Here is an 18,903-nt window from a genome sequence, read left to right as displayed (position 1 = left end):
AGTCTGAGTTCCTAAGAGGAGGTGCACGTAATGTACGCAATTATCAAAACTGGTGGTAAACAAGTCAAAGTCGAAGCTGGCCAAGAAATCTACGTTGAGAAATTAAACGCAGACGTCGACAGCACAGTTGAATTTGGTGAAGTATTGATCCTTGGTGGTGACGATGTTAAAGTCGGCGCTCCACTCGTAGAAGGTGCGAAGGTCGTAGCAACGGTCATCAAACACGCTCGCGCGAAAAAGATCACTGTCTTCAAAATGAAAGCGAAAAAGAACTACCGTCGTAAGCAAGGTCACCGTCAACCTTACACGAAGGTCCGCATCGAGAAAATCGAAGCGTAAGCCATGATACGTGTCAAGATTCGACGAGATGAAGCGGAACTCGTCCGCTCCATCGAAGTGACAGGACATGCCGAGTTTGCAGAACCAGGTCTCGACCTTGTCTGTGCCGGCGTATCGTCGGTGATCTTCGGGGCATACAATGCCATAGAAGCATTACTCGGGCAGGTCCTGCTCCTTGAAATGGCAGAACAACAAGAAGGTGGCTACTTTTATGTAGAACCGTATGCTGACTTAGCACCGGATGTCAGTGAACGCACCCAATTGTTACTGGAGGCGACTTTGGTCCAGCTTGGTACCATCGCTGAAAGTTACGGTGAGTTTATCCAACTTGAACAAGTATAGGAGGTGGATTCCACATGTTGAAACTTAATCTTCAGTTCTTCGCATCGAAAAAAGGGGTAGGTTCGACAAAGAACGGTCGTGACTCGCAATCGAAACGCCTTGGGGCGAAACGTGCAGACGGTCAAACTGTTTCTGCTGGTTCAATCCTCTACCGTCAACGCGGTACGAAGATTCACCCAGGTATGAACGTCGGACGTGGTGGCGATGATACACTTTTCGCAACTGCAACTGGTGTCGTTCGTTTCGAACGTCTCGGACGCGACAAGAAACAAGTCAGCGTTTACCCAGCATAAGGATCGACGAAGCAGACTCTAGCCACTTTCGAGGGTTAGGGTCTGTTTTTTTTAGGAGGGAACGACCGATGGAGGAACAACAGGTACTTGATCTTTTAAAGACTCTTCGTCACGAGTGGTTGAACCGGATACAACTCGTCCGTTCGTATGGCGCGATCGGAGACGAACAAGCAGTCGAGTCGATCTGTTCGGCGTACCGGGAGCAAGCATCTCGGGAAGGACGTCTAGCGCGAATCGGATTGCCGAAAACCGCACTGGCGTTGCTGCAAGCTGAATGGTCAGGCAAAACTGTGACGTATGATGTCATCGGAGCACCCCACATGGAAGATGAACGGCTGAAGCAACTCGTCGAAGCAGCCATCACCATGATTGATGTAGGAGTAGGAGAAGTATCCGTGACCTTCCACGAGGGCGTGACCATCGAGATCTATCGGGATCTACTAGATATGTCGCGCCTTAAGGATCTAGTGACGCCGATGGAAATCGAGTCGCAGACGGAAAATGAGTGTGTGATTGAGATTGAAAGTCTTCCATTTGAGGAAGAGAAGTAAGAGGAGGGATCCGACATGTTTGTCGATCAGGTAAATATTTATGTAAAAGCAGGTGACGGAGGACGTGGACAAGTAGCGTTCCGTCGCGAGAAATACGTTCCGGACGGCGGTCCTGCTGGCGGTGACGGTGGTCACGGAGCTCACGTCGTCCTTGAAGTCGACGAAGGACTTCGGACATTGATGGACTTCCGTTACAAACGTCACTTTAAAGCGGTTCAAGGTGAAAACGGAATGTCAAAAGGGATGCACGGTCGTAAAGCTGAGCATTTAATCGTCAAGGTTCCACCAGGCACGGTCGTCTATGATGATGATACGAACGCGGTCATCGCTGACCTCGTCCATCATGGACAACAAGCGATCGTCGCAAAAGGCGGACGTGGCGGACGTGGAAATACACGTTTTGCGACACCAGCCAACCCGGCACCTGAACACGCGGAAAACGGTGAGCCAGGGGAAGAGAAGTACTTGAAGCTTGAACTGAAGATGCTAGCAGACGTTGGTCTTGTCGGCTTCCCGAGTGTCGGGAAATCAACGATGTTATCTGTCGTTTCAGCAGCACGTCCAAAAATCGGCGCGTATCACTTCACGACGATCACACCGAACATCGGCGTCGTCGAAACGGAAGATAGCCGTAGCTTCGTCATGGCTGACTTGCCAGGATTGATTGAAGGCGCAAGTGAAGGCGTCGGACTCGGTCACCAGTTCCTGCGTCACGTCGAGCGGACGAAAGTGATCGTCCACGTCATCGACATGAGTGGGATGGAAGGACGCGATCCAATCGAAGACTACAACATCATCAATAAAGAACTCGCGGACTATAATCTCCGCTTGACAGAGCGTCCACAAGTCGTCGTCGCGAACAAGATGGATATGCCGGATGCGGCAGAACACCTTGAAGCCTTCAAGGAAGCTTTCCCAGAGCTTGAAGTATTCGAAATTTCAGCAGCAACACGCCAAGGATTACGTGATCTCTTATTCCGAATCGCTGACCTCGTTGATGCGACGCCAGAATTCGGTCTTGAGGAACTCGAAGAGAAAACAGCGACACCACGTGTCGTCTACGGTTATGAAGCACCTGAAGCCGGCTTTACGATTTCGAAAGATGAAGACGACTGCTTCGTCATCAAAGGACCACGAATCGAAAAACTCTTCACGATGACGAACTTCATGCGTGAAGAATCGATTAAACGTTTCGCTCGGACACTGCGTCAAATGGGTGTCGACGAAGAGTTACGTCGTCTTGGTGCAATCGACGGCGATGTCGTTCGAATCCGTGATTTCGAATTTGAATTCGTTGAGTCATCCTTCTAAGCGGTTCATTCCATTAAGAAACGGAGTGTGAAAGCATCGTGGACCCATTGCCCATGATTTCATTCGTTTGGTTAATTCCGATTCTCATCTTATCCGCGTTCTTTTCCTCAGCCGAGACAGCACTCGCGAGTGTCAATCGGTTGCGGTTGTTGCACCAGTCTGAAGCAGGGGACGCGCGTGCGTCCCGTGTGTTTCGGTTGCTTCAACGTTATGAGGAGACATTGACGTCGATTTTGATCGGGAATACGCTCGTCAATGTCGGCTTCATCTTGTTTGGCGGCTGGTGGATCATCCAGTTCGCCGAGACAATCGCAACGCAGACCATTGCCTTTCTTGGGCTGTTCTTTCTGTTGCTGTTGTTTGGAGAATTGATTCCGAAATCGTATGCCCGTGAGCATACGGAACGTTACGTGTTATTGATCGGACGTCCACTGCGCTTCTTCTTACTGTGCTTTCGACCGCTTGTCTTCCTGTTACTCCGCTTACGCCAGTTTGCGCTTCGATTGATTGGGGCCGATCCGAAAGGGCCACTCGTGACCGAACAGGAACTCAAGGCACTCGTCGATATCAGTCAGGAAGAGGGAATCATGGGAATCGCTGAAGCTGAACTTGTCCACCAGGCGGTTGATTTTCAACATGCAACGGTAGAGAATGCTTTGACGCCACGCATGGATATTCAAGCGATCGATATCGATGCGCGGCTCGAAGACATCCTTGCAGAAGTACAAAAAGGCGGCTATTCTCGTCTACCGGTCTATAAAGATTCGATTGATCACGTCATTGGTGTCTTATCGGAGCGGGACTTTCTGCGTGCATACGTGAAGAATGGTTCCGTCGATATCCGGGAATGGATTCGACCGGTATCGTTCGTCGTACCACAGACACGATTGATGGATTTATTGCCGGAACTCAAAGTCAAGCAGTCCCATATGGCAGTCGTACTCGATGAGTTCGGAGGGACGGCAGGTCTGATCACCCTTGAGGATATTTTAGAAGAAATTGTCGGGGAGATTTGGGATGAACACGATGAATCATTGGAATACACGAAACGGATTGGTCCAGAACAATTCGAATGTCTAGCGGAGTATGACATTGAAGACTTCTGTCAGCAATTTCAATTGACGATGCCGGACACCGATGCCCAGTCACTCGGGGGATGGATCATGGAGGAAAGCGGACAACTGCCGGACGTCGGAACGGCGATGCGTTATGAACGTGTCACGTTGACGGTCTTGCATATCGAGAACCGCCGCGTCCGGAAAGTCTTAGCGACGTTTGATCCTCCCGCTATGATGCCAGAGCTCCCGCTTGAATCGATGTAACAATAAAAACCGCTCATTCCTTAGGAATAGGCGGTTTTTTGATGTTCAGACATCGAGTTCCGAGACGAGGATTCCAAGATGGTCAAGTTTTGCGATAGCTGCTTCTAGTGCGTCTTCATGATCCGCTTCAAGCGTATGGATATGGACTCCGTCGGTCAAGCTCGACAGTGGAGTAGCTTGTGTCTCCTCTAGCTGTTCAAGCAGTACACGGACATCTCGGCGGCTTTTTAGCATCAACTCACCTGTAATGAAGCCGTAGACAGGATGCTCGATGATGACATCCCGGATGACGACGCCTTCGTCAACGATGGCATCACATTCATCCTTTAATTGCTCGATGCCGTGGCGACAGACGATCTTGCGGCGTAATTTCGAACCGTCGATTTCAGGGTCATTGATCAAATACCCACGAGCTGTCGCAATGACGGGATATCCTTTTGCTTTTAACAATGATAAATCCTGCACGATCACTTGGCGGCTGACGCCTGCTTGTTTCGCCAGTGCTGTTCCCGTAACAGGTTGTTCACTTTCCTCAATCATACGAAGTAATGATTTCCGGCGTTCTTCTCCGGAGATGCGTTTCCCCATGATGTCTCCTACCTTTCTCCAGTGTCATGAGATCGTGTTCAACACATCAATGCACTGTTCGATTTCTTCGTTCGTCGTGTGTCTTCCAAAACTGAGTCGGATCAATCCATGAGCCGCCGATTCATCGAAGCCGATGGCGCGTAATGTCGCATTCGGACCATTTTCTCCAGCCCGACAGGCACTACCGGCGGAAACGGCGATTCCAGAACGATTCAAGGCGAGCAACGCGTGTTGACCGTCCCGTTGTTTCGTATGGATGGCACAGATCGAAGCCAGTTGCGTTGGAGATTCAACGATCAGATAACGAGACGAAGACAATGTTTTTTTTAGCATACCACGAAATACCTGACTGGATGCCTGGATTCCTGGATTTTCTAAGCGCGACGCCTCACAGGCAGCGATGAAGGCGGCAATTCCCGGAACATCGACTGTGCCTGGGCGAATCCCGAACTCATGATGTCCTTCGTAGTATGGACTAAAGAGCGGTCGTCGCAAATACAGAGCACCTAACCCTTTAGGACCGTAGACTTTATGGCTACTCATCGTGTAGGCGTCAAAGGAGTCAATGGTAACATCATCTTTTAAAAATCCTTGAACCCCATCGCAATGAAACAAAATCCCGCGTGATTGACAATATACTGCAATTCGTTCGACTGGGAACCGAAAACCGGTATCCGAATTGACGTGTTGAATCGAGACGACACCAACCTCTTCCGTACAAGCCGTAACGAATCGATCCCAGTCGAACGTTCCGTCCGGCAGTAGAGAAAGATGACGTGTTTCTTGTGCCCAACGCGCAAGTGGAAGCAAGACCGAGTCGTGTTCACATCGAAGTGTCAAGACAACTGATTTGTTACTCTGTCGTATCAAGTGTGTCAAAGCGATGTAATTTGCTTCTGAACCGCTTCCTGTAAAGATGATAGATCCTTCTTTTTGAGCTAATTGTTGCATCAGGTACTGTCGTGCTCGTTGAAGCAGGCGTTCTGCATCCCCACCGATGTCATGAAGAGAAGAACTGTTGCCGTAGAACGATTGAGCGGCTTGTTGATAATGGTCGAGTGCTTGTGGATGCAGCGGAGTAGTAGCTGCGTAATCGAGATAGATCATGAAAAAATCCTGTCCTTTCGTCTTGTCACTCAGCTAAAAGTATGCCAAACTTATTGTCAAGTCAATAGTAAACATTTAGATATAGAGGTGTAAAACATATGTCTTTACATAAAAGGCTTGAGACGGATGTATTGATCATCGGAACAGGGCTTGCTGCGATTTCGGTCGCCTTGCATCTTCCGCCTGGAACTGAAGCGTTGCTTGTCACAAAAGGCACGCGATTTGAGACCAACTCTGTCCGAGCACAAGGTGGGATTGCTTCTGCTTATGCGGAAGTTGATCATCGTGGTCATTTTGAAGATACGTGTCAGGCGGCAAAAGGGCGCATCAATCCGTCCACTGTTGATTATGTGACCCGATCAGGAGCCGAGGCAATGGAATTCTTGTTACGACAAGGTGTCCTGTTTGATCAATCCGAGGGAGAGTTCTTGCTCGGTCGAGAAGGTGCGCACCGTTTGCCGCGGATTTATCACTCTGGCGGGGACGAGACTGGCAAACGAATCATGGAGACGTTAATGCCGCGAGTGCCTTTTCCGATTCTTGAGCAGACGTGTATCACGGAATTGATTCAAGTAAATGGACAGGTTGTAGGTGCAGTTGGATATAGCCATGGAGAACCGATCGAGATTGTGGCGCGAGCAACGATTCTCGCTACTGGTGGGGTTGGTGGAATATTCGCGTCGTCGACGAATGATCCATCGATTCAAGGAAATGGGATTGCACTAGCTTTTGAAGCGGGAGCGAGGATTCGTGATCTCGGCTATATCCAACACCATCCGACGGTACTTGTTCATGCAGGTCGCTCAGAAGGTTTGATTACGGAAGCACTACGCGGAGCAGGAGCCATTCTTGTGACGAAAAGCGGGGACCGGATCATGGCAGATCATCCGATGCAAGATTTAGCGGCGCGCGATGAAGTCGCAAAACGAATCCATGAGGTGCGAAAACACGAACCGGTCTATCTCGACACGTCAAAAGTCGTCGACCGGACAAAACGGTTTCCAACGTTTGTTGAAAAATGTGAAAAACTGAACATAAATCCGGATTTCGTTGAAATTGCACCAGGTATCCATTTCTTGATGGGTGGAATCGAGACGGATCTGACAGGGCAGACGAATGTCGAAGGACTTTACGCGGTCGGCGAGACAGCATTGATCGGACTGCACGGTCGAAATCGTCTGGCGTCGAACTCGCTTCTTGAGTGTGTCGTCATGGGGAAAGCAGTAGCAGAACAGCTCGAGTTGTTACCGGGACTATCAGTAAAACAAGTGAAACGACGTCCAGGAACACTTCGTTCCGTAACAGACCGTTTATCGCAGGTCATCGGTGTCGAAATGGATATTAGGCAGGTACAAGAATGTCTGGATGCGTTAAAAGGCTGGGCATTAGAAGAATCCGGACAGGAAGCAGAAGAAAATCGATTACGTTACGTGACAGCATGTCTATTGCTTGAAGGGGCGCGAAGTCGGTTGACAGGAGAGGATGAGAACATTGAACAAGTGGCAGTTACGGCAACAACTGGAGGCATTTTTAATCGAGGACATCGGACAGTGGGATATCACGAGTGAAGGATGTCTGACGGGACAAGAACGCGGAACCGGTCGTTTTTTAGCAAAGGAAGACGGTGTCTTCTGTGGAGGAGACATTATTCGTGAGATGGCGCATCTGTTACAAGTCAACGTGACGATTTATATAACAGAAGGGACGGTCGTCACGCGAGGAACGCTCCTTGCTGAGTGGTCTGGTTCGTTACAGGATATTTTAAGCGGAGAACGCGTCGCTTTGAACCTTGTGCAACGCTTATCTGGGATTGCGACGCAGACACGTCAAGCGGTCGAGGTAGTAGCAGGACGAATCCGAATCACGGATACACGGAAGACGACTCCTGGATTACGGATGCTAGAAAAACACGCCGTTCGCGTCGGTGGTGGCTATAGTCATCGCGGACGACTCGATGACGCGGTCATGATCAAAGATAACCACATCACGGTCGCGGGATCGATTACGGAAGCGGTGATGCGAGCAAAACGAGTTGCAGGTCATACGACACCAATCGAAGTCGAAGTTGAGACGGAAGCGGAAGTGCTTGAGGCAGTGGCTGCAAAAGTCGACATCATCATGCTCGATAACCGGACACCAGCAGAAATCAAACAGCTCCGGCAATTGATTCCACCACATATCACGGTCGAACTATCCGGCGGGATTACGATAGACACGTTATCAGACTTCGTGGATAGCGGAGCAGACGTCATCTCACTCGGTGCGTTGACGCATTCAGTAACAGCACTTGATATTAGTATGAAAATCGAAGGAGGAAAAAAAGATGTCATTTGATCTATTACGTCACGAAGGGATTCCGGCGTCATACTTACAGCAATCAGAAGCAGAATTGATTGCGATCATCGAAGGGGTCAAAGCACGGATGGGCAGTCGCTTATTCTTACCTGCCCACCACTATCAAAAAGACGAAGTCGTCCAGTTCGCGGATGCGACGGGAGATTCGCTCCAGCTTGCACAAGTCGCGAAGCAGATGACAGAAGCCGAATATACGGTCTTTTGCGGTGTTCACTTTATGGCGGAGACGGCAGATATGCTGACCGATGCGTCACATACGGTCGTTTTGCCTGACATGCGTGCTGGCTGTTCGATGGCAGATATGGCGAATGATATACAAACGGAGCGTGCCTTTACGATCTTGACGGAACGGTTCGGAGATTCGATCTTACCATTGACGTATGTCAATTCGACAGCAGCCATCAAAGCATTCGTCGGTCGTCACGGTGGGGCGACGGTGACATCATCGAACGCTGTCCAAATGGTCGAGTGGGCGCTTGCTGAACGAGACATCTTATTCTTCCTGCCGGATCAACATCTCGGTCGCAATACGGCACATGCGCTCGGAATTCCGTTAGAGCAGATGGCGATTTGGGATCCGATTCGCGACGAACTCGTTTTTGACGGGGAGGACCAAGACGTCCGCGTCATCTTATGGAAAGGGCACTGCTCGGTGCATGAGAAATTCACAGTCGGTCAAATTGAACAGTTCCGTAAGACGGATCCGGAGCGAAAGATTCTCGTTCACCCGGAATGTTCGCATGAAGTAGTAGCAGCGTCTGATCTCAATGGATCAACTGCGTACATCATTCAACAAATCGAACAGGCTGCTCCTGGAACGAAGTGGGCGATCGGAACAGAGATGAACCTCGTCAATCGACTCGCGACGACTCATCCGGATCTTGACATCGTGTCGCTCAATCCGTTCATGTGCCCGTGTCTGACGATGAACCGGATTGACTTGCCGCATTTGGCTTGGGCGCTCGAACAGGTCGAAGCAGGTGAGCCGGTCAACATCATTAAAGTCGACGCAGAGACGACGCGGCATGCCGTATTGGCGCTCGAACGAATGCTTGAGCGTTCGTAAAATAGAGAGTGAGAGCGTGGTCGTGCAAACGATCACGCTTTTTGTCTTCTGATTGAGAGAGCGAACGTATGTATTGATTTTTGCTGAAGAACGCTTTGAAGCCAAACGAAGATGTATGCTACAATAACACGAGAGTTTGTTTATAGATGGGAGCGTTCCACATTGATAGAATTCGTACGCGGCGAAGTCGCTTATGTCTGTGCGGAATTCGTGACGGTAGAAGTTGGCGGGATTGGCTACAAGATCGTAGCACCGAACCCGTTTTTTTATCGGACCGGAGACGAACAGATCATCGTATATACGTATCACTATGTCCGTGAGGACCAAGAAGTCTTATTCGGATTCCGTTCCCGGCGTGAGCGTGCCTTGTTCACGAAGTTGCTCGGTGTGACAGGGATCGGACCAAAAGGAGCGCTTGCAATCGTCGCATCAGGGAATGTCGATGCGCTTGTTGAAGCAATCGAACAAGAAAAGGAAAGTTATCTCGTCAAGTTCCCAGGTGTCGGCAAAAAGACAGCAAAACAAATGACACTCGACCTAAAAGGAAAGTTAGCAGAGCTCGCGCCAGACTACGTACCGAGCGAAGGCTTGTTCGCACAAGGTAACGCAGAGCTAAACGAAGCCTGTGAAGCTCTGACGGCGCTCGGTTACAGTGATCGAGAAGTCGAAAAAGTCAAAAAAGCGTTGCAGGCAGAAGTCCTGTCAACGGATCAATATGTTAAACGGGCACTCCAGTTGTTATTGAATGTGAGGTGAGGACATGGAAGAGCGCATTTTGTCAGAATCCGCCCATGCGGAAGATCAAGAAGAGTGGAGTCTGCGTCCTCAGACGCTCGAGCAATATATCGGGCAGGAGAAAGCAAAAGGAAACTTAAGTGTCTTCATCGAGGCGGCAAAAATTCGTCAGGAAACACTCGATCACGTTCTTCTCTACGGTCCTCCAGGTCTTGGTAAGACGACGCTTGCGACAATCATCGCAAACGAGATGGGGGTCGGCATCAAGACGACAGCCGGTCCTGCGATCGAACGACCAGGTGATCTGGCGGCAATTCTCTCATCACTTGAGCCGGGAGACGTCCTGTTCATCGACGAAATTCATCGGTTGAGTCGATCGATCGAAGAGATTCTATATCCGGCGATGGAAGACTATTGTCTCGATATCGTCATCGGTCAAGGGGAACTCGCGCGTAGCGTTCGGATCGACTTGCCACCATTTACACTCGTCGGTGCGACGACGCGTGCCGGGATGCTGTCGGCACCGCTACGTGATCGTTTTGGCGTGACGCTGAAGCTTGAATATTATACGATGTCAGAGTTGTCTGCCATCGTGACCCGGACATCACGTCTGTTTGGATTCGAAGCGGATCGTCTCGCAGCAGAAGCGATCGCCCTTCGTTCACGCGGAACACCACGTGTCGCGAACCGGTTGTTACGGCGTGTCCGTGACTTCGCTCAAGTTGCTCATCAAACTGAGATCGATGCCTCGCTTGCGACAAGTGCACTTGATCGCTTGCATGTCGATGCGCTCGGACTCGACGATGTCGACCATCGTTTACTACGATCGCTTGCAGAACGGTTTGCCGGTGGTCCGGTCGGTCTTGAGACGATTGCAGCGACAATCGGAGAAGATGCGCAGACGATCGAAGATGTGTATGAACCATATCTGTTACAACAAGGCTTTTTACAACGTACCCCGCGCGGACGTGTCTTAACATCGTTCGCCCGCCAACATTTAGGACTGAAAGAAGGAAATTGAACCAATGGATGTAAACTTATTTGATTTTCATTTACCAGAAGAACAAATTGCTCAAGTGCCATTGCTCGATCGGACGAGTTCGAAATTGATGGTCCTCGACCGGGAGACAGGTGCGATTCAGCATCAACACTTCCATGATATCGTCGACCACTTCCGGGAAGGCGATACACTCGTCATCAACGATACGAAAGTCTTACCAGCACGTCTCTTTGGTGTAAAGGAAGAGACAGGTGGAAAAATCGAATTGTTGCTCTTGAAGCAGACGAGTGACGATGTTTGGGAAACGCTAGCAAAACCAGCAAAACGAGTCAAGCCAGGTACAGTTCTGTCGTTTGGTGACGGATTACTCCGTGCTGAGTGTGTCGAAGCACTTGAAGACGGGGGACGGATTCTGAAGTTTTTCTACGACGGGATTTTCTACGAAGTGCTCGATCAACTTGGAACGATGCCATTGCCGCCGTACATTCATGAACAACTAGAAGATCAAGATCGTTACCAGACGGTCTACGCTCGCGAACGTGGGAGCGCCGCGGCACCAACAGCGGGTCTTCACTTCACACCGGAATTGCTCGAAGCGCTTCAAGCGAAAGGTGTCCGGATCGCACCGTTGACGTTACATGTCGGACTTGGCACATTCCGTCCTGTTTCGGTCGACGACGTCGATAATCACAAGATGCATAGTGAGTACTACGAATTGCCGGAAAGTTCAGCGGCACTGCTACGCGAAACACGGAAACAAGGCGGACGGATCATCGCGGTCGGTACGACGTCGACGCGAACGCTTGAAACGGTCATCCGTGATCACGGTGACTTCGTCGAAGCAAAAGGTTGGACGGATATCTTCATTTTCCCAGGTCAGGAAGTCAAAGGGATCGATGGATTGATCACGAACTTCCACTTACCGAAATCAACATTGATCATGCTCGTGTCCGCGTTATCGACACGGGAACACATTCTGCATGCCTACGAAGAAGCTGTCGCGAATGGCTATCGTTTCTTTAGCTTCGGTGATGCGATGTTCTTAACGAGAGAGGAACGAAACTAATGACAAAACACGCGGTAACATACGAACATATCAAAACATGTAAACAATCCGGAGCGCGGTTAGGAATCGTCCATACGCCGCACGGTAGTTTTGAGACACCGGTCTTCATGCCGGTCGGAACACAAGCGACGGTCAAGACGATGGCACCAGAACAAATCAAGGATATGAACGCGAACATCATCCTCGCGAACACGTATCACCTATGGGTGCGTCCGGGACACGATGTCATCAAGGAAGCAGGCGGTCTGCATAAATTCATGAACTGGGATGGCGCGATTCTCACGGATTCAGGTGGCTTCCAAGTCTTCTCACTCGCTGATCTCCGGAATATTTCGGAAGAAGGCGTTCATTTCCGTAACCATTTAAACGGTGACAAACTGTTCTTATCACCGGAAAAAGCAATGGAAATCCAAAACGCACTCGGTTCAGACATCATGATGGCGTTTGATGAGTGCCCACCATATCCTGCTTCTCACGAGTACATGAAAGCATCTGTCGAACGAACAAGCCGCTGGGCAGAACGTTGTCTTGCAGCGCACGAACGTCCGCAAGACCAAGCACTGTTCGGAATTATCCAGGGTGGCGAATACGAAGACTTACGTCGCCAAAGTGCGAAAGATCTCGTAGCGCTTGATTTCCCAGGTTATGCGGTCGGTGGTCTCTCGGTTGGTGAACCGAAAGATGTCATGTACCGAGCACTCGAATTCACGACACCACTCATGCCAGAAGATAAACCACGTTATTTAATGGGCGTTGGTTCACCGGATGCATTGATTGAAGGCGCGATTCGCGGAATCGATATGTTCGACTGTGTCTTACCGACACGGATTGCACGCAATGGTACATTGATGACATCACAAGGACGTCTTGTCGTCCGAAATGCGAAATATGCACGTGATTTCCGTCCACTCGATGAGAAATGTGATTGCTACGCATGTAAGAATTACTCGCGTTCGTACATCCATCACTTGATCCGCGCGCAAGAAACGTTCGGACTACATCTTTGTTCGACACACAATCTTCACTTCCTCGTCAAGTTGATGGAAGGCGTTCGCCAAGCGATTCGTGAGGATCGTCTGCTTGATTTTAAAGAAGAATTTTTCGAAGAATACGGTTACAATTTACCGAACGCAAAGAATTTCTAACAAATCGTCTGACAAATCAATCCTTTCACGGTATAATGAACGTGATTTGAATGATAAAGGAGTTGGTACAAATGGGAAGTAATATCCTTGCATTCCTCCCGATGATCTTGATCTTCGTGGTGTTCTATTTCTTGTTGATCCGTCCACAGAACAAACGCCAGAAGCAAGTGCGTCAGATGCAAACTGAACTTTCACGCGGCGATTCGATCGTAACGATCGGTGGTCTTCACGGGGTTGTCCAAAAAGTTGACGACACGACGGTGACATTGAAGTCAGGAAACGCACAATTGACATTCAACCGAAGTGCTGTGGCAGAAGTGACGAAAAAATCAACAACTGTCATGGGCGACGAAACGGTCGAATAAGGCATTGAAAAGACGCTTTCCGGATTCCGGAGCGTCTTTTCTGTTTATATATGAGAAAAACGTTTGCTAAGATTACCATTTCTTTTGTAAGCTAGGGTAGGAGAACAAAGTTGTCTGAAAATATACTGGGAACTAGAGAAAGGACAATGTAGCATGATCAAGAAAGGGAAACTTGCCACATTCTTCATCGTCGTCATCGCGTTGCTCGTGCTAATCGGTACGACATCGTCATGGTTGCTGAAGGATACGAAGCTTGGCCTTGACCTTAAAGGTGGCTTCGAAGTCTTGTATGAAGTACAACCACTGAAAGAAGGAGACGTCATCGACCAAAATGCGATGAGTGCCACATTGACGGCAATTGAGAACCGTGTCAATGTTCTCGGTGTCTCTGAACCGGATATTCGGATCGAAGGTAACAACCGGATTCGTGTTCAACTTGCTGGCGTCAAGGATCAGACGGAAGCGCGTCAAATCCTATCTTCGACGGCACAATTGTCATTCCGTGACATCAACGATAAGTTGTTGCTTGACGGTTCAGACTTAAAAGCTAAAGGAGCAAAAGTCGGATATGATCCGAATACGAATGAACCACTCGTCGAATTGACGATGAAGTCAAAACAGAAATTTTATGAAGTAACTCAAAAAGTCTCACAAATGCAAGCACCGGCGAACCGCCTTGTCATCTGGCTCGATTACGAAAAGGGTGATACGTACGAAAAAGAGATTCAAAAGAAAAATTCGAAAATCGTTTCGGATGCATCGGTCACTCAACCAATCAACTCGGATAAGGCAATCATTTCCGGTGGCGATATCGATGCCGAGTATGGTAAACAATTGTCCTCAATCCTTAACGCAGGAGCACTGCCGGTCAAACTCGAGGAAATCTACTCGACGTCGGTCTCGGCTGCTTTTGGACAGGATGCACTTGATCAGACACTCTTCGCGTCAGCGATCGGTGTAGCTGCTGTCTTCTTGTTCATGCTAGTGTTCTACCGGATCTCTGGATTAGTTTCGATTATTACCTTGTTGTTCTACATCTATCTCGTCATGATCTTCTTTAACGGGATTAATGCCGTCCTTACATTACCGGGGATTGCGGCACTCGTTCTTGGTGTCGGTATGGCGGTTGATGCGAACATCATCACTGCAGAGCGGATCAAGGACGAATTACGAAGCGGCAAATCCGTCTTATCCGCATTTAAAGCCGGAAACCGTCGTTCGTTCGGTACGATTCTTGATGCCAACTTAACGACATTGATTTCTGCTGGTGTCTTGTACTACTTCGGTACAAGCACGGTCAAAGGATTCGCCATCATGTTGATGGTCTCAATTGCCGTCACTTTCGTCACGAATGTCTTTGTCTCACGTTACCTGATGCAACTCCTTGTCAGTAGCCGATGGTTCGATAAGAAGAAATCATGGTTCGGTGTAAAGGAGAGTGAAATCCGTGAGCTTTAATCCTACGAAATTCGATTACGTCAAACATCGCAAAATCTATTTCGCGATCACGATTGCCCTCGTCATCATTTCGGTACTTTTGCTGTCGTTCCGCGGTCTTAACCTTGGGATCGACTTCTCGCAAGGTACACGCGTCGAGATTTCTTCTGAGAATCAAATCAAGGAAGCCGATGTCCGCTCTGTCATTGAAGAGTCAGGCATTGATGCTGCGGAAATCGATGGCATCCAATTTGCTCAAGGTGGAAAACTAGCGAACGTCACGTTCGTTGGGGAATTCAGCCAAGATCAAATCTCTAAAATGAAACAAACGATTGAAACGGAATATAAGAAAGAACCGAGTATCTCGACGGTTTCGGCGCAAGTTGGTCAAGAAATCGCGCGTAACGCGATTTATGCGGTCTTACTCGCGTCACTTGGGATCGTCATCTATGTCTCGTTCCGATTCCAACCGTTATACGGGATTGCGACAGTGCTTGCACTATTGCATGATGCGTTAATGATCGTCGCCTTCTTCTCGTTGTTCCAAATTGAGGTCAACTTGTACTTCATTGCAGCGATCCTGACGATCATCGGGTATTCTGTCAACGATACGATCGTTACGTTCGACAGGGTTCGAGAAAATCTCGGACTTGCCGAAAAAGGGGGACGAAAAGTTTCGTTCGATGAGTTGGCGCATATCGTCAATGAATCGATTCAACAAACAATCGTCCGTTCGATCAACACCGTCGTGACGGTCATCATGACGGCAGCAGCGCTCTACATCTTCGGTAGCGAAGCGATCCGTGGATTCAGTCTTGCGTTGCTCGTCGGGTTGATCATGGGGATGTTCTCTTCGATCTTCATCGCTGCTCAGCTCTGGCTCGTCATGAAGGGTCGGACACTTGGTCGGACAAAACGTGCTTCCTAAAAGAGTATCCGCATCAGCTATCGCTGATGCGGATTTTCAATTATAATGGGGAAGTTGATTGGAGGGTTTGAGATGTACCATGCTAAAAAAACATGGCTTGATAAAGTCATTGATCCAGAACAAATCGAACAATTGACGGCGGATGGCTCGATCTCTCCGCACGTCGCACAACTACTTGTCCAACGGGGGTTCACGACACGTGAAGCAGCCCGTGAATTTCTAGAAACCGATCAAATGGCATTCCACGATCCATTTGCTTTTAAAGACATGCCGAAAGTCGTTGAACGGATTCAACGTGCCGTAAACGAAGGTGAGATGATTTTAATTTACGGTGATTATGACGTCGATGGTGTGAGTTCCGCGGCGATTCTCTGGCACGCCTTGATTGAAATCGGAGGGATGGCAGAGTGTTATATCCCAAACCGATTCACGGAAGGCTATGGACCGAATGAAGCAGCATTTCGCTGGGCAGCGGAAGAAGGGTTTAGTCTCGTCATCACCGTCGACTGTGGGATTTCCGGTATCCACGAAGCAGATGTCCTGAAGGAACTCGGGGTCGATTTAATCATCACCGATCATCACGAAGCAAAAGAAACGTTACCCGATGCCTTTGCCTTGATCCATCCAGGTGTCGATCCGGCGTATCCGTTCTCGAAACTCGCAGGCGCAGGTGTTGCCTTTAAAGTCGCACATGCTCTCCTTGATCGTGAACCAGTCGAATTACTCGATCTTGCCGTGCTCGGAACGATTGCCGATCTTGTCCCGCTCGTCGGCGAAAACCGCTTGCTTGCGATTCGTGGCATCGAAGCACTGAACGCAAGTGAACGTCCAGGTATCCTTGCGTTACGTGACGTCTGCAGTTTAACTGAGGACGAACTAACGGAAGAGTCGGTCGGATTTGCGTTCGGTCCACGGATCAATGCAGCAGGTCGTCTCGATTCTGCGATGCCAGCGCTCGAGATGTTGCTAGCAGAAAGTAAAGATGAAGCACTTCATCTCGCGAAACAGCTCGACCAACAAAATAAGCAACGTCAAGATATCGTCAAGCAGATTGCGGAAGAAGCAACGGCGCTTGTCGAGGAACGCTTCAAGGATGACCGCGTCCTCGTCGTCGATGCGGCAGACTGGAACCCAGGTGTCGTCGGGATCGTCGCCTCGCGACTCGTTGAAAAATATCATCGCCCCGTCATCATGCTGTGTCATGATGCTGAAAAAGGAACAGCCAAAGGTTCTGGGCGATCGATTCCAGCCTTTGACCTCTTCGCTGAGCTGACGAAGTGTGAAGATATCTTGCCACACTTCGGAGGACATCCAGCTGCGGCTGGGATGACTTTATCTTCTGATGACGTTGAGACGTTACGTCAACGCTTGAATGAACAAGCGAGCACGTTACCGGATGACGCGTTCATCGCGACAATCGATGTCGACCTACGTCTACACGTTAGTGATGTCTCGATTCAGTTGATTGAAGACATTCAGCGATTGGCACCGTTCGGGATGGGAAACCCCGCGCCACGGATCGTCATTGAGCAGGCGAAGATTCGCGATATGAAACGGATCGGTCGTGATCTGACGCATGTCAAGGCACTCCTATCAGACGACGGGAAGGAACTCGATGCAATCGGCTTCGGCTTCGGCGACCTCGTCGATGAAGTTTCAACCTTATCGGAGATTCACTTGATGGGCAGTCTGAACATCAATGAATGGAATGGTTTCCGTAAACCACAATTGATGATTCAAGACGTCGCTGTCGAAGATGTTCAAGTGTTTGATTACCGTGGAGGTAAGCGGCCGCTGAGCGATCTATTCGCCTTACCGCACGAGACGACGACATTCGTCGCCTTTACCGATGAGGTGAAGGAGAAATACACTGAACGTTCGTTGAATGGTCCGATTCGACAAAACATCGTCTTTCTTGACCTGCCGGAAGAGGAAGTTGCATTTTATCCATACGTACAACAGGCAGAGCGGATTTATTGTGCCTTTAAGGATGAAGGCTATTATTTCGAGACGATTCCATCGCGTGAGGACTTCAAACAGTACTTCCAGTATTTTGCGAAATGTCCACGGGATGAGCTCCGGATGGGTCTCGTACGTTTGTCGAAATCGCGAAAATGGACGAAACGATCGATTAACTTTATGCATTCGGTATTCTCGGAACTTGATTTTCTTGTTACAATGGAGGACGGGCTGCCGGGTGTGAACCCAAATGCTGCAAAACGAGATCTGACGGAAGCACCGACGTACCAGCGTCATGAAGCGCGTCAAGAGCTCGAGCAACAATACATTTATTCGTCACTCGCTCAGTTGAAAGAGCGTTTTGATACTTTGGTAGAAGCGGCGAAGCAGGAGGAAAAGACATGGAGTTCAAACAGCATATAAAAGAGGTCGAGAATTGGCCGAAAGAAGGAATCAGTTTCAAGGACATCACATCACTCATGCAAAACGGACCGGCGTATAAACAATCGGTCGATGCGCTCGTTGAGTATGCACGTAGTAAAGGCGCAGATGTCATCGCAGGTCCAGAAGCACGTGGATTCGTCGTTGGTTGCCCAGCAGCTTACGCGATGGAAATCGGATTCGTTCCTGTTCGTAAAGAAGGAAAATTACCGCGCGAGACAGTCCGTGTCGAGTATGGTCTTGAGTACGGAAAAGACGTCTTGACGATGCACGAAGATGCAATCCAACCGGGACAACGCGTCGTCATCCTTGACGATTTGCTTGCGACAGGTGGTACGATTGAAGCAACGATCCAAATGATCGAAAAATTAGGCGGAACAGTTGCCGGAATCGGATTCTTAATTGAACTCGATGGTCTTGGCGGACGTGAGAAACTCGAAGGATATGACATTCTTTCATTGATTCGCTACGAAGACTGAAGACACTATACTCTCTTGGTACTTGATGACCAAGGGGGTATTTCTTTTTATTTTGACATCTTCTCAAGATTTCA

18 protein-coding genes, 1 pseudogene and 1 other annotated feature (1 of these 20 running past the window's edge) are annotated in these 18,903 nt (G+C 49.2%); of the genes and pseudogenes, 17 read left to right on the top strand and 2 right to left on the bottom strand.

Annotated features, from left to right (window positions below):
- Positions 1-15: a sequence feature (ribosomal protein L21 leader region), on the top strand; it begins 55 nt to the left of the window's first position.
- Positions 16-30: 15 nt separating this feature from the next.
- The 6 genes from rplU to ASG02_RS08315 all read left to right on the top strand — a co-directional run bounded on the left by rplU (position 31) and on the right by ASG02_RS08315 (position 4,158).
- Positions 31-339: a 50S ribosomal protein L21 gene (rplU, locus tag ASG02_RS08340; RefSeq protein WP_012370978.1), complete on the top strand. Its 309-nt coding sequence runs from the start codon at positions 31-33 to the stop codon at positions 337-339.
- Positions 340-342: 3 nt separating this feature from the next.
- The gene (locus ASG02_RS08335; protein ID WP_023468945.1) at positions 343-681 is read left to right on the top strand and encodes a ribosomal-processing cysteine protease Prp; all 339 of its coding nucleotides are present in this window, start codon (positions 343-345) and stop codon (positions 679-681) included.
- Between the two features lie 14 nt (positions 682-695).
- Positions 696-974, top strand: a complete 279-nt coding sequence (gene rpmA / locus ASG02_RS08330) for a 50S ribosomal protein L27 (protein WP_012370976.1) — start codon at positions 696-698, stop codon at positions 972-974.
- Between the two features lie 68 nt (positions 975-1,042).
- A complete protein-coding gene (locus ASG02_RS08325; RefSeq protein ID WP_056062530.1) occupies positions 1,043-1,525 on the top strand; it encodes a Spo0B domain-containing protein in 483 nt (160 codons plus the stop codon).
- Positions 1,526-1,540: 15 nt separating this feature from the next.
- Positions 1,541-2,836 carry a GTPase ObgE gene (gene obgE / locus ASG02_RS08320; RefSeq protein WP_023468943.1) on the top strand — a complete coding sequence of 432 codons (1,296 nt, stop codon included), beginning with the start codon at positions 1,541-1,543 and terminating at the stop codon, positions 2,834-2,836.
- A 53-nt stretch (positions 2,837-2,889) separates the two neighbouring features.
- Positions 2,890-4,158 carry a hemolysin family protein gene (locus tag ASG02_RS08315; protein WP_069201482.1) on the top strand — a complete coding sequence of 423 codons (1,269 nt, stop codon included), beginning with the start codon at positions 2,890-2,892 and terminating at the stop codon, positions 4,156-4,158.
- 45 nt (positions 4,159-4,203) lie between these two features.
- Here ASG02_RS08315 and ASG02_RS08310 read toward each other — a convergent pair whose 3' ends face one another.
- Positions 4,204-4,746, bottom strand: a complete 543-nt coding sequence (locus tag ASG02_RS08310; RefSeq protein WP_056062524.1) for a transcription repressor NadR — start codon at positions 4,744-4,746, stop codon at positions 4,204-4,206.
- 24 nt (positions 4,747-4,770) lie between these two features.
- Positions 4,771-5,853, bottom strand: a complete 1,083-nt coding sequence (locus ASG02_RS08305) for a cysteine desulfurase family protein (protein ID WP_056062518.1) — start codon at positions 5,851-5,853, stop codon at positions 4,771-4,773.
- 98 nt (positions 5,854-5,951) lie between these two features.
- Here ASG02_RS08305 and ASG02_RS08300 point away from each other — a divergent pair, with 98 nt between their 5' ends.
- The 11 genes and pseudogenes from ASG02_RS08300 (at position 5,952) to ASG02_RS08250 (ending at position 18,829) form a co-directional block, all read left to right on the top strand.
- Entirely contained in the window at positions 5,952-7,421 is a 1,470-nt protein-coding gene (locus ASG02_RS08300; protein WP_056062515.1) for an L-aspartate oxidase, read from the top strand.
- Positions 7,345-8,187, top strand: a complete 843-nt coding sequence (gene nadC / locus ASG02_RS08295) for a carboxylating nicotinate-nucleotide diphosphorylase (protein ID WP_056062512.1) — start codon at positions 7,345-7,347, stop codon at positions 8,185-8,187. Before ASG02_RS08300 ends, nadC begins: the two co-directional genes overlap by 77 nt.
- Positions 8,177-9,274 (top strand): quinolinate synthase NadA, encoded by a 1,098-nt coding sequence (gene nadA, locus ASG02_RS08290; RefSeq protein ID WP_056062507.1) that lies wholly within the window; start codon positions 8,177-8,179, stop codon positions 9,272-9,274. Before nadC ends, nadA begins: the two co-directional genes overlap by 11 nt.
- Before the next feature lie 162 nt (positions 9,275-9,436).
- A complete protein-coding gene (gene ruvA, locus ASG02_RS08285) occupies positions 9,437-10,030 on the top strand; it encodes a Holliday junction branch migration protein RuvA (protein WP_023468936.1) in 594 nt (197 codons plus the stop codon).
- 4 nt (positions 10,031-10,034) lie between these two features.
- Positions 10,035-11,030, top strand: coding sequence for a Holliday junction branch migration DNA helicase RuvB (gene ruvB / locus ASG02_RS08280; protein WP_056062504.1), 996 nt, complete (start codon positions 10,035-10,037; stop codon positions 11,028-11,030).
- Positions 11,031-11,034: 4 nt separating this feature from the next.
- Positions 11,035-12,075 (top strand): tRNA preQ1(34) S-adenosylmethionine ribosyltransferase-isomerase QueA, encoded by a 1,041-nt coding sequence (gene queA / locus ASG02_RS08275; protein ID WP_056062501.1) that lies wholly within the window; start codon positions 11,035-11,037, stop codon positions 12,073-12,075.
- Positions 12,075-13,220 carry a tRNA guanosine(34) transglycosylase Tgt gene (tgt, locus tag ASG02_RS08270; RefSeq protein ID WP_035406513.1) on the top strand — a complete coding sequence of 382 codons (1,146 nt, stop codon included), beginning with the start codon at positions 12,075-12,077 and terminating at the stop codon, positions 13,218-13,220. The genes queA and tgt overlap by 1 nt, the downstream gene beginning before the upstream one ends.
- Before the next feature lie 71 nt (positions 13,221-13,291).
- Complete coding sequence (gene yajC, locus ASG02_RS08265; RefSeq protein WP_056062498.1) at positions 13,292-13,585, top strand: preprotein translocase subunit YajC; 294 nt, start codon at positions 13,292-13,294, stop codon at positions 13,583-13,585.
- 156 nt (positions 13,586-13,741) lie between these two features.
- Positions 13,742-15,950, top strand: a pseudogene (gene secD / locus ASG02_RS15815) (protein translocase subunit SecD).
- Between the two features lie 72 nt (positions 15,951-16,022).
- Entirely contained in the window at positions 16,023-18,332 is a 2,310-nt protein-coding gene (gene recJ / locus ASG02_RS08255; protein WP_056062495.1) for a single-stranded-DNA-specific exonuclease RecJ, read from the top strand.
- Positions 18,311-18,829, top strand: a complete 519-nt coding sequence (locus ASG02_RS08250) for an adenine phosphoribosyltransferase (protein ID WP_035406521.1) — start codon at positions 18,311-18,313, stop codon at positions 18,827-18,829. Before recJ ends, ASG02_RS08250 begins: the two co-directional genes overlap by 22 nt.
- The last annotated feature ends 74 nt before the right edge of the window (positions 18,830-18,903 follow it).

Origin of the sequence: Exiguobacterium sp. Leaf196 (genome assembly GCF_001423965.1) — a bacterium.
Lineage (GTDB): Bacteria > Bacillota > Bacilli > Exiguobacteriales > Exiguobacteriaceae > Exiguobacterium_A.
This window is presented reverse-complemented; position numbering and strand designations above follow the sequence as displayed.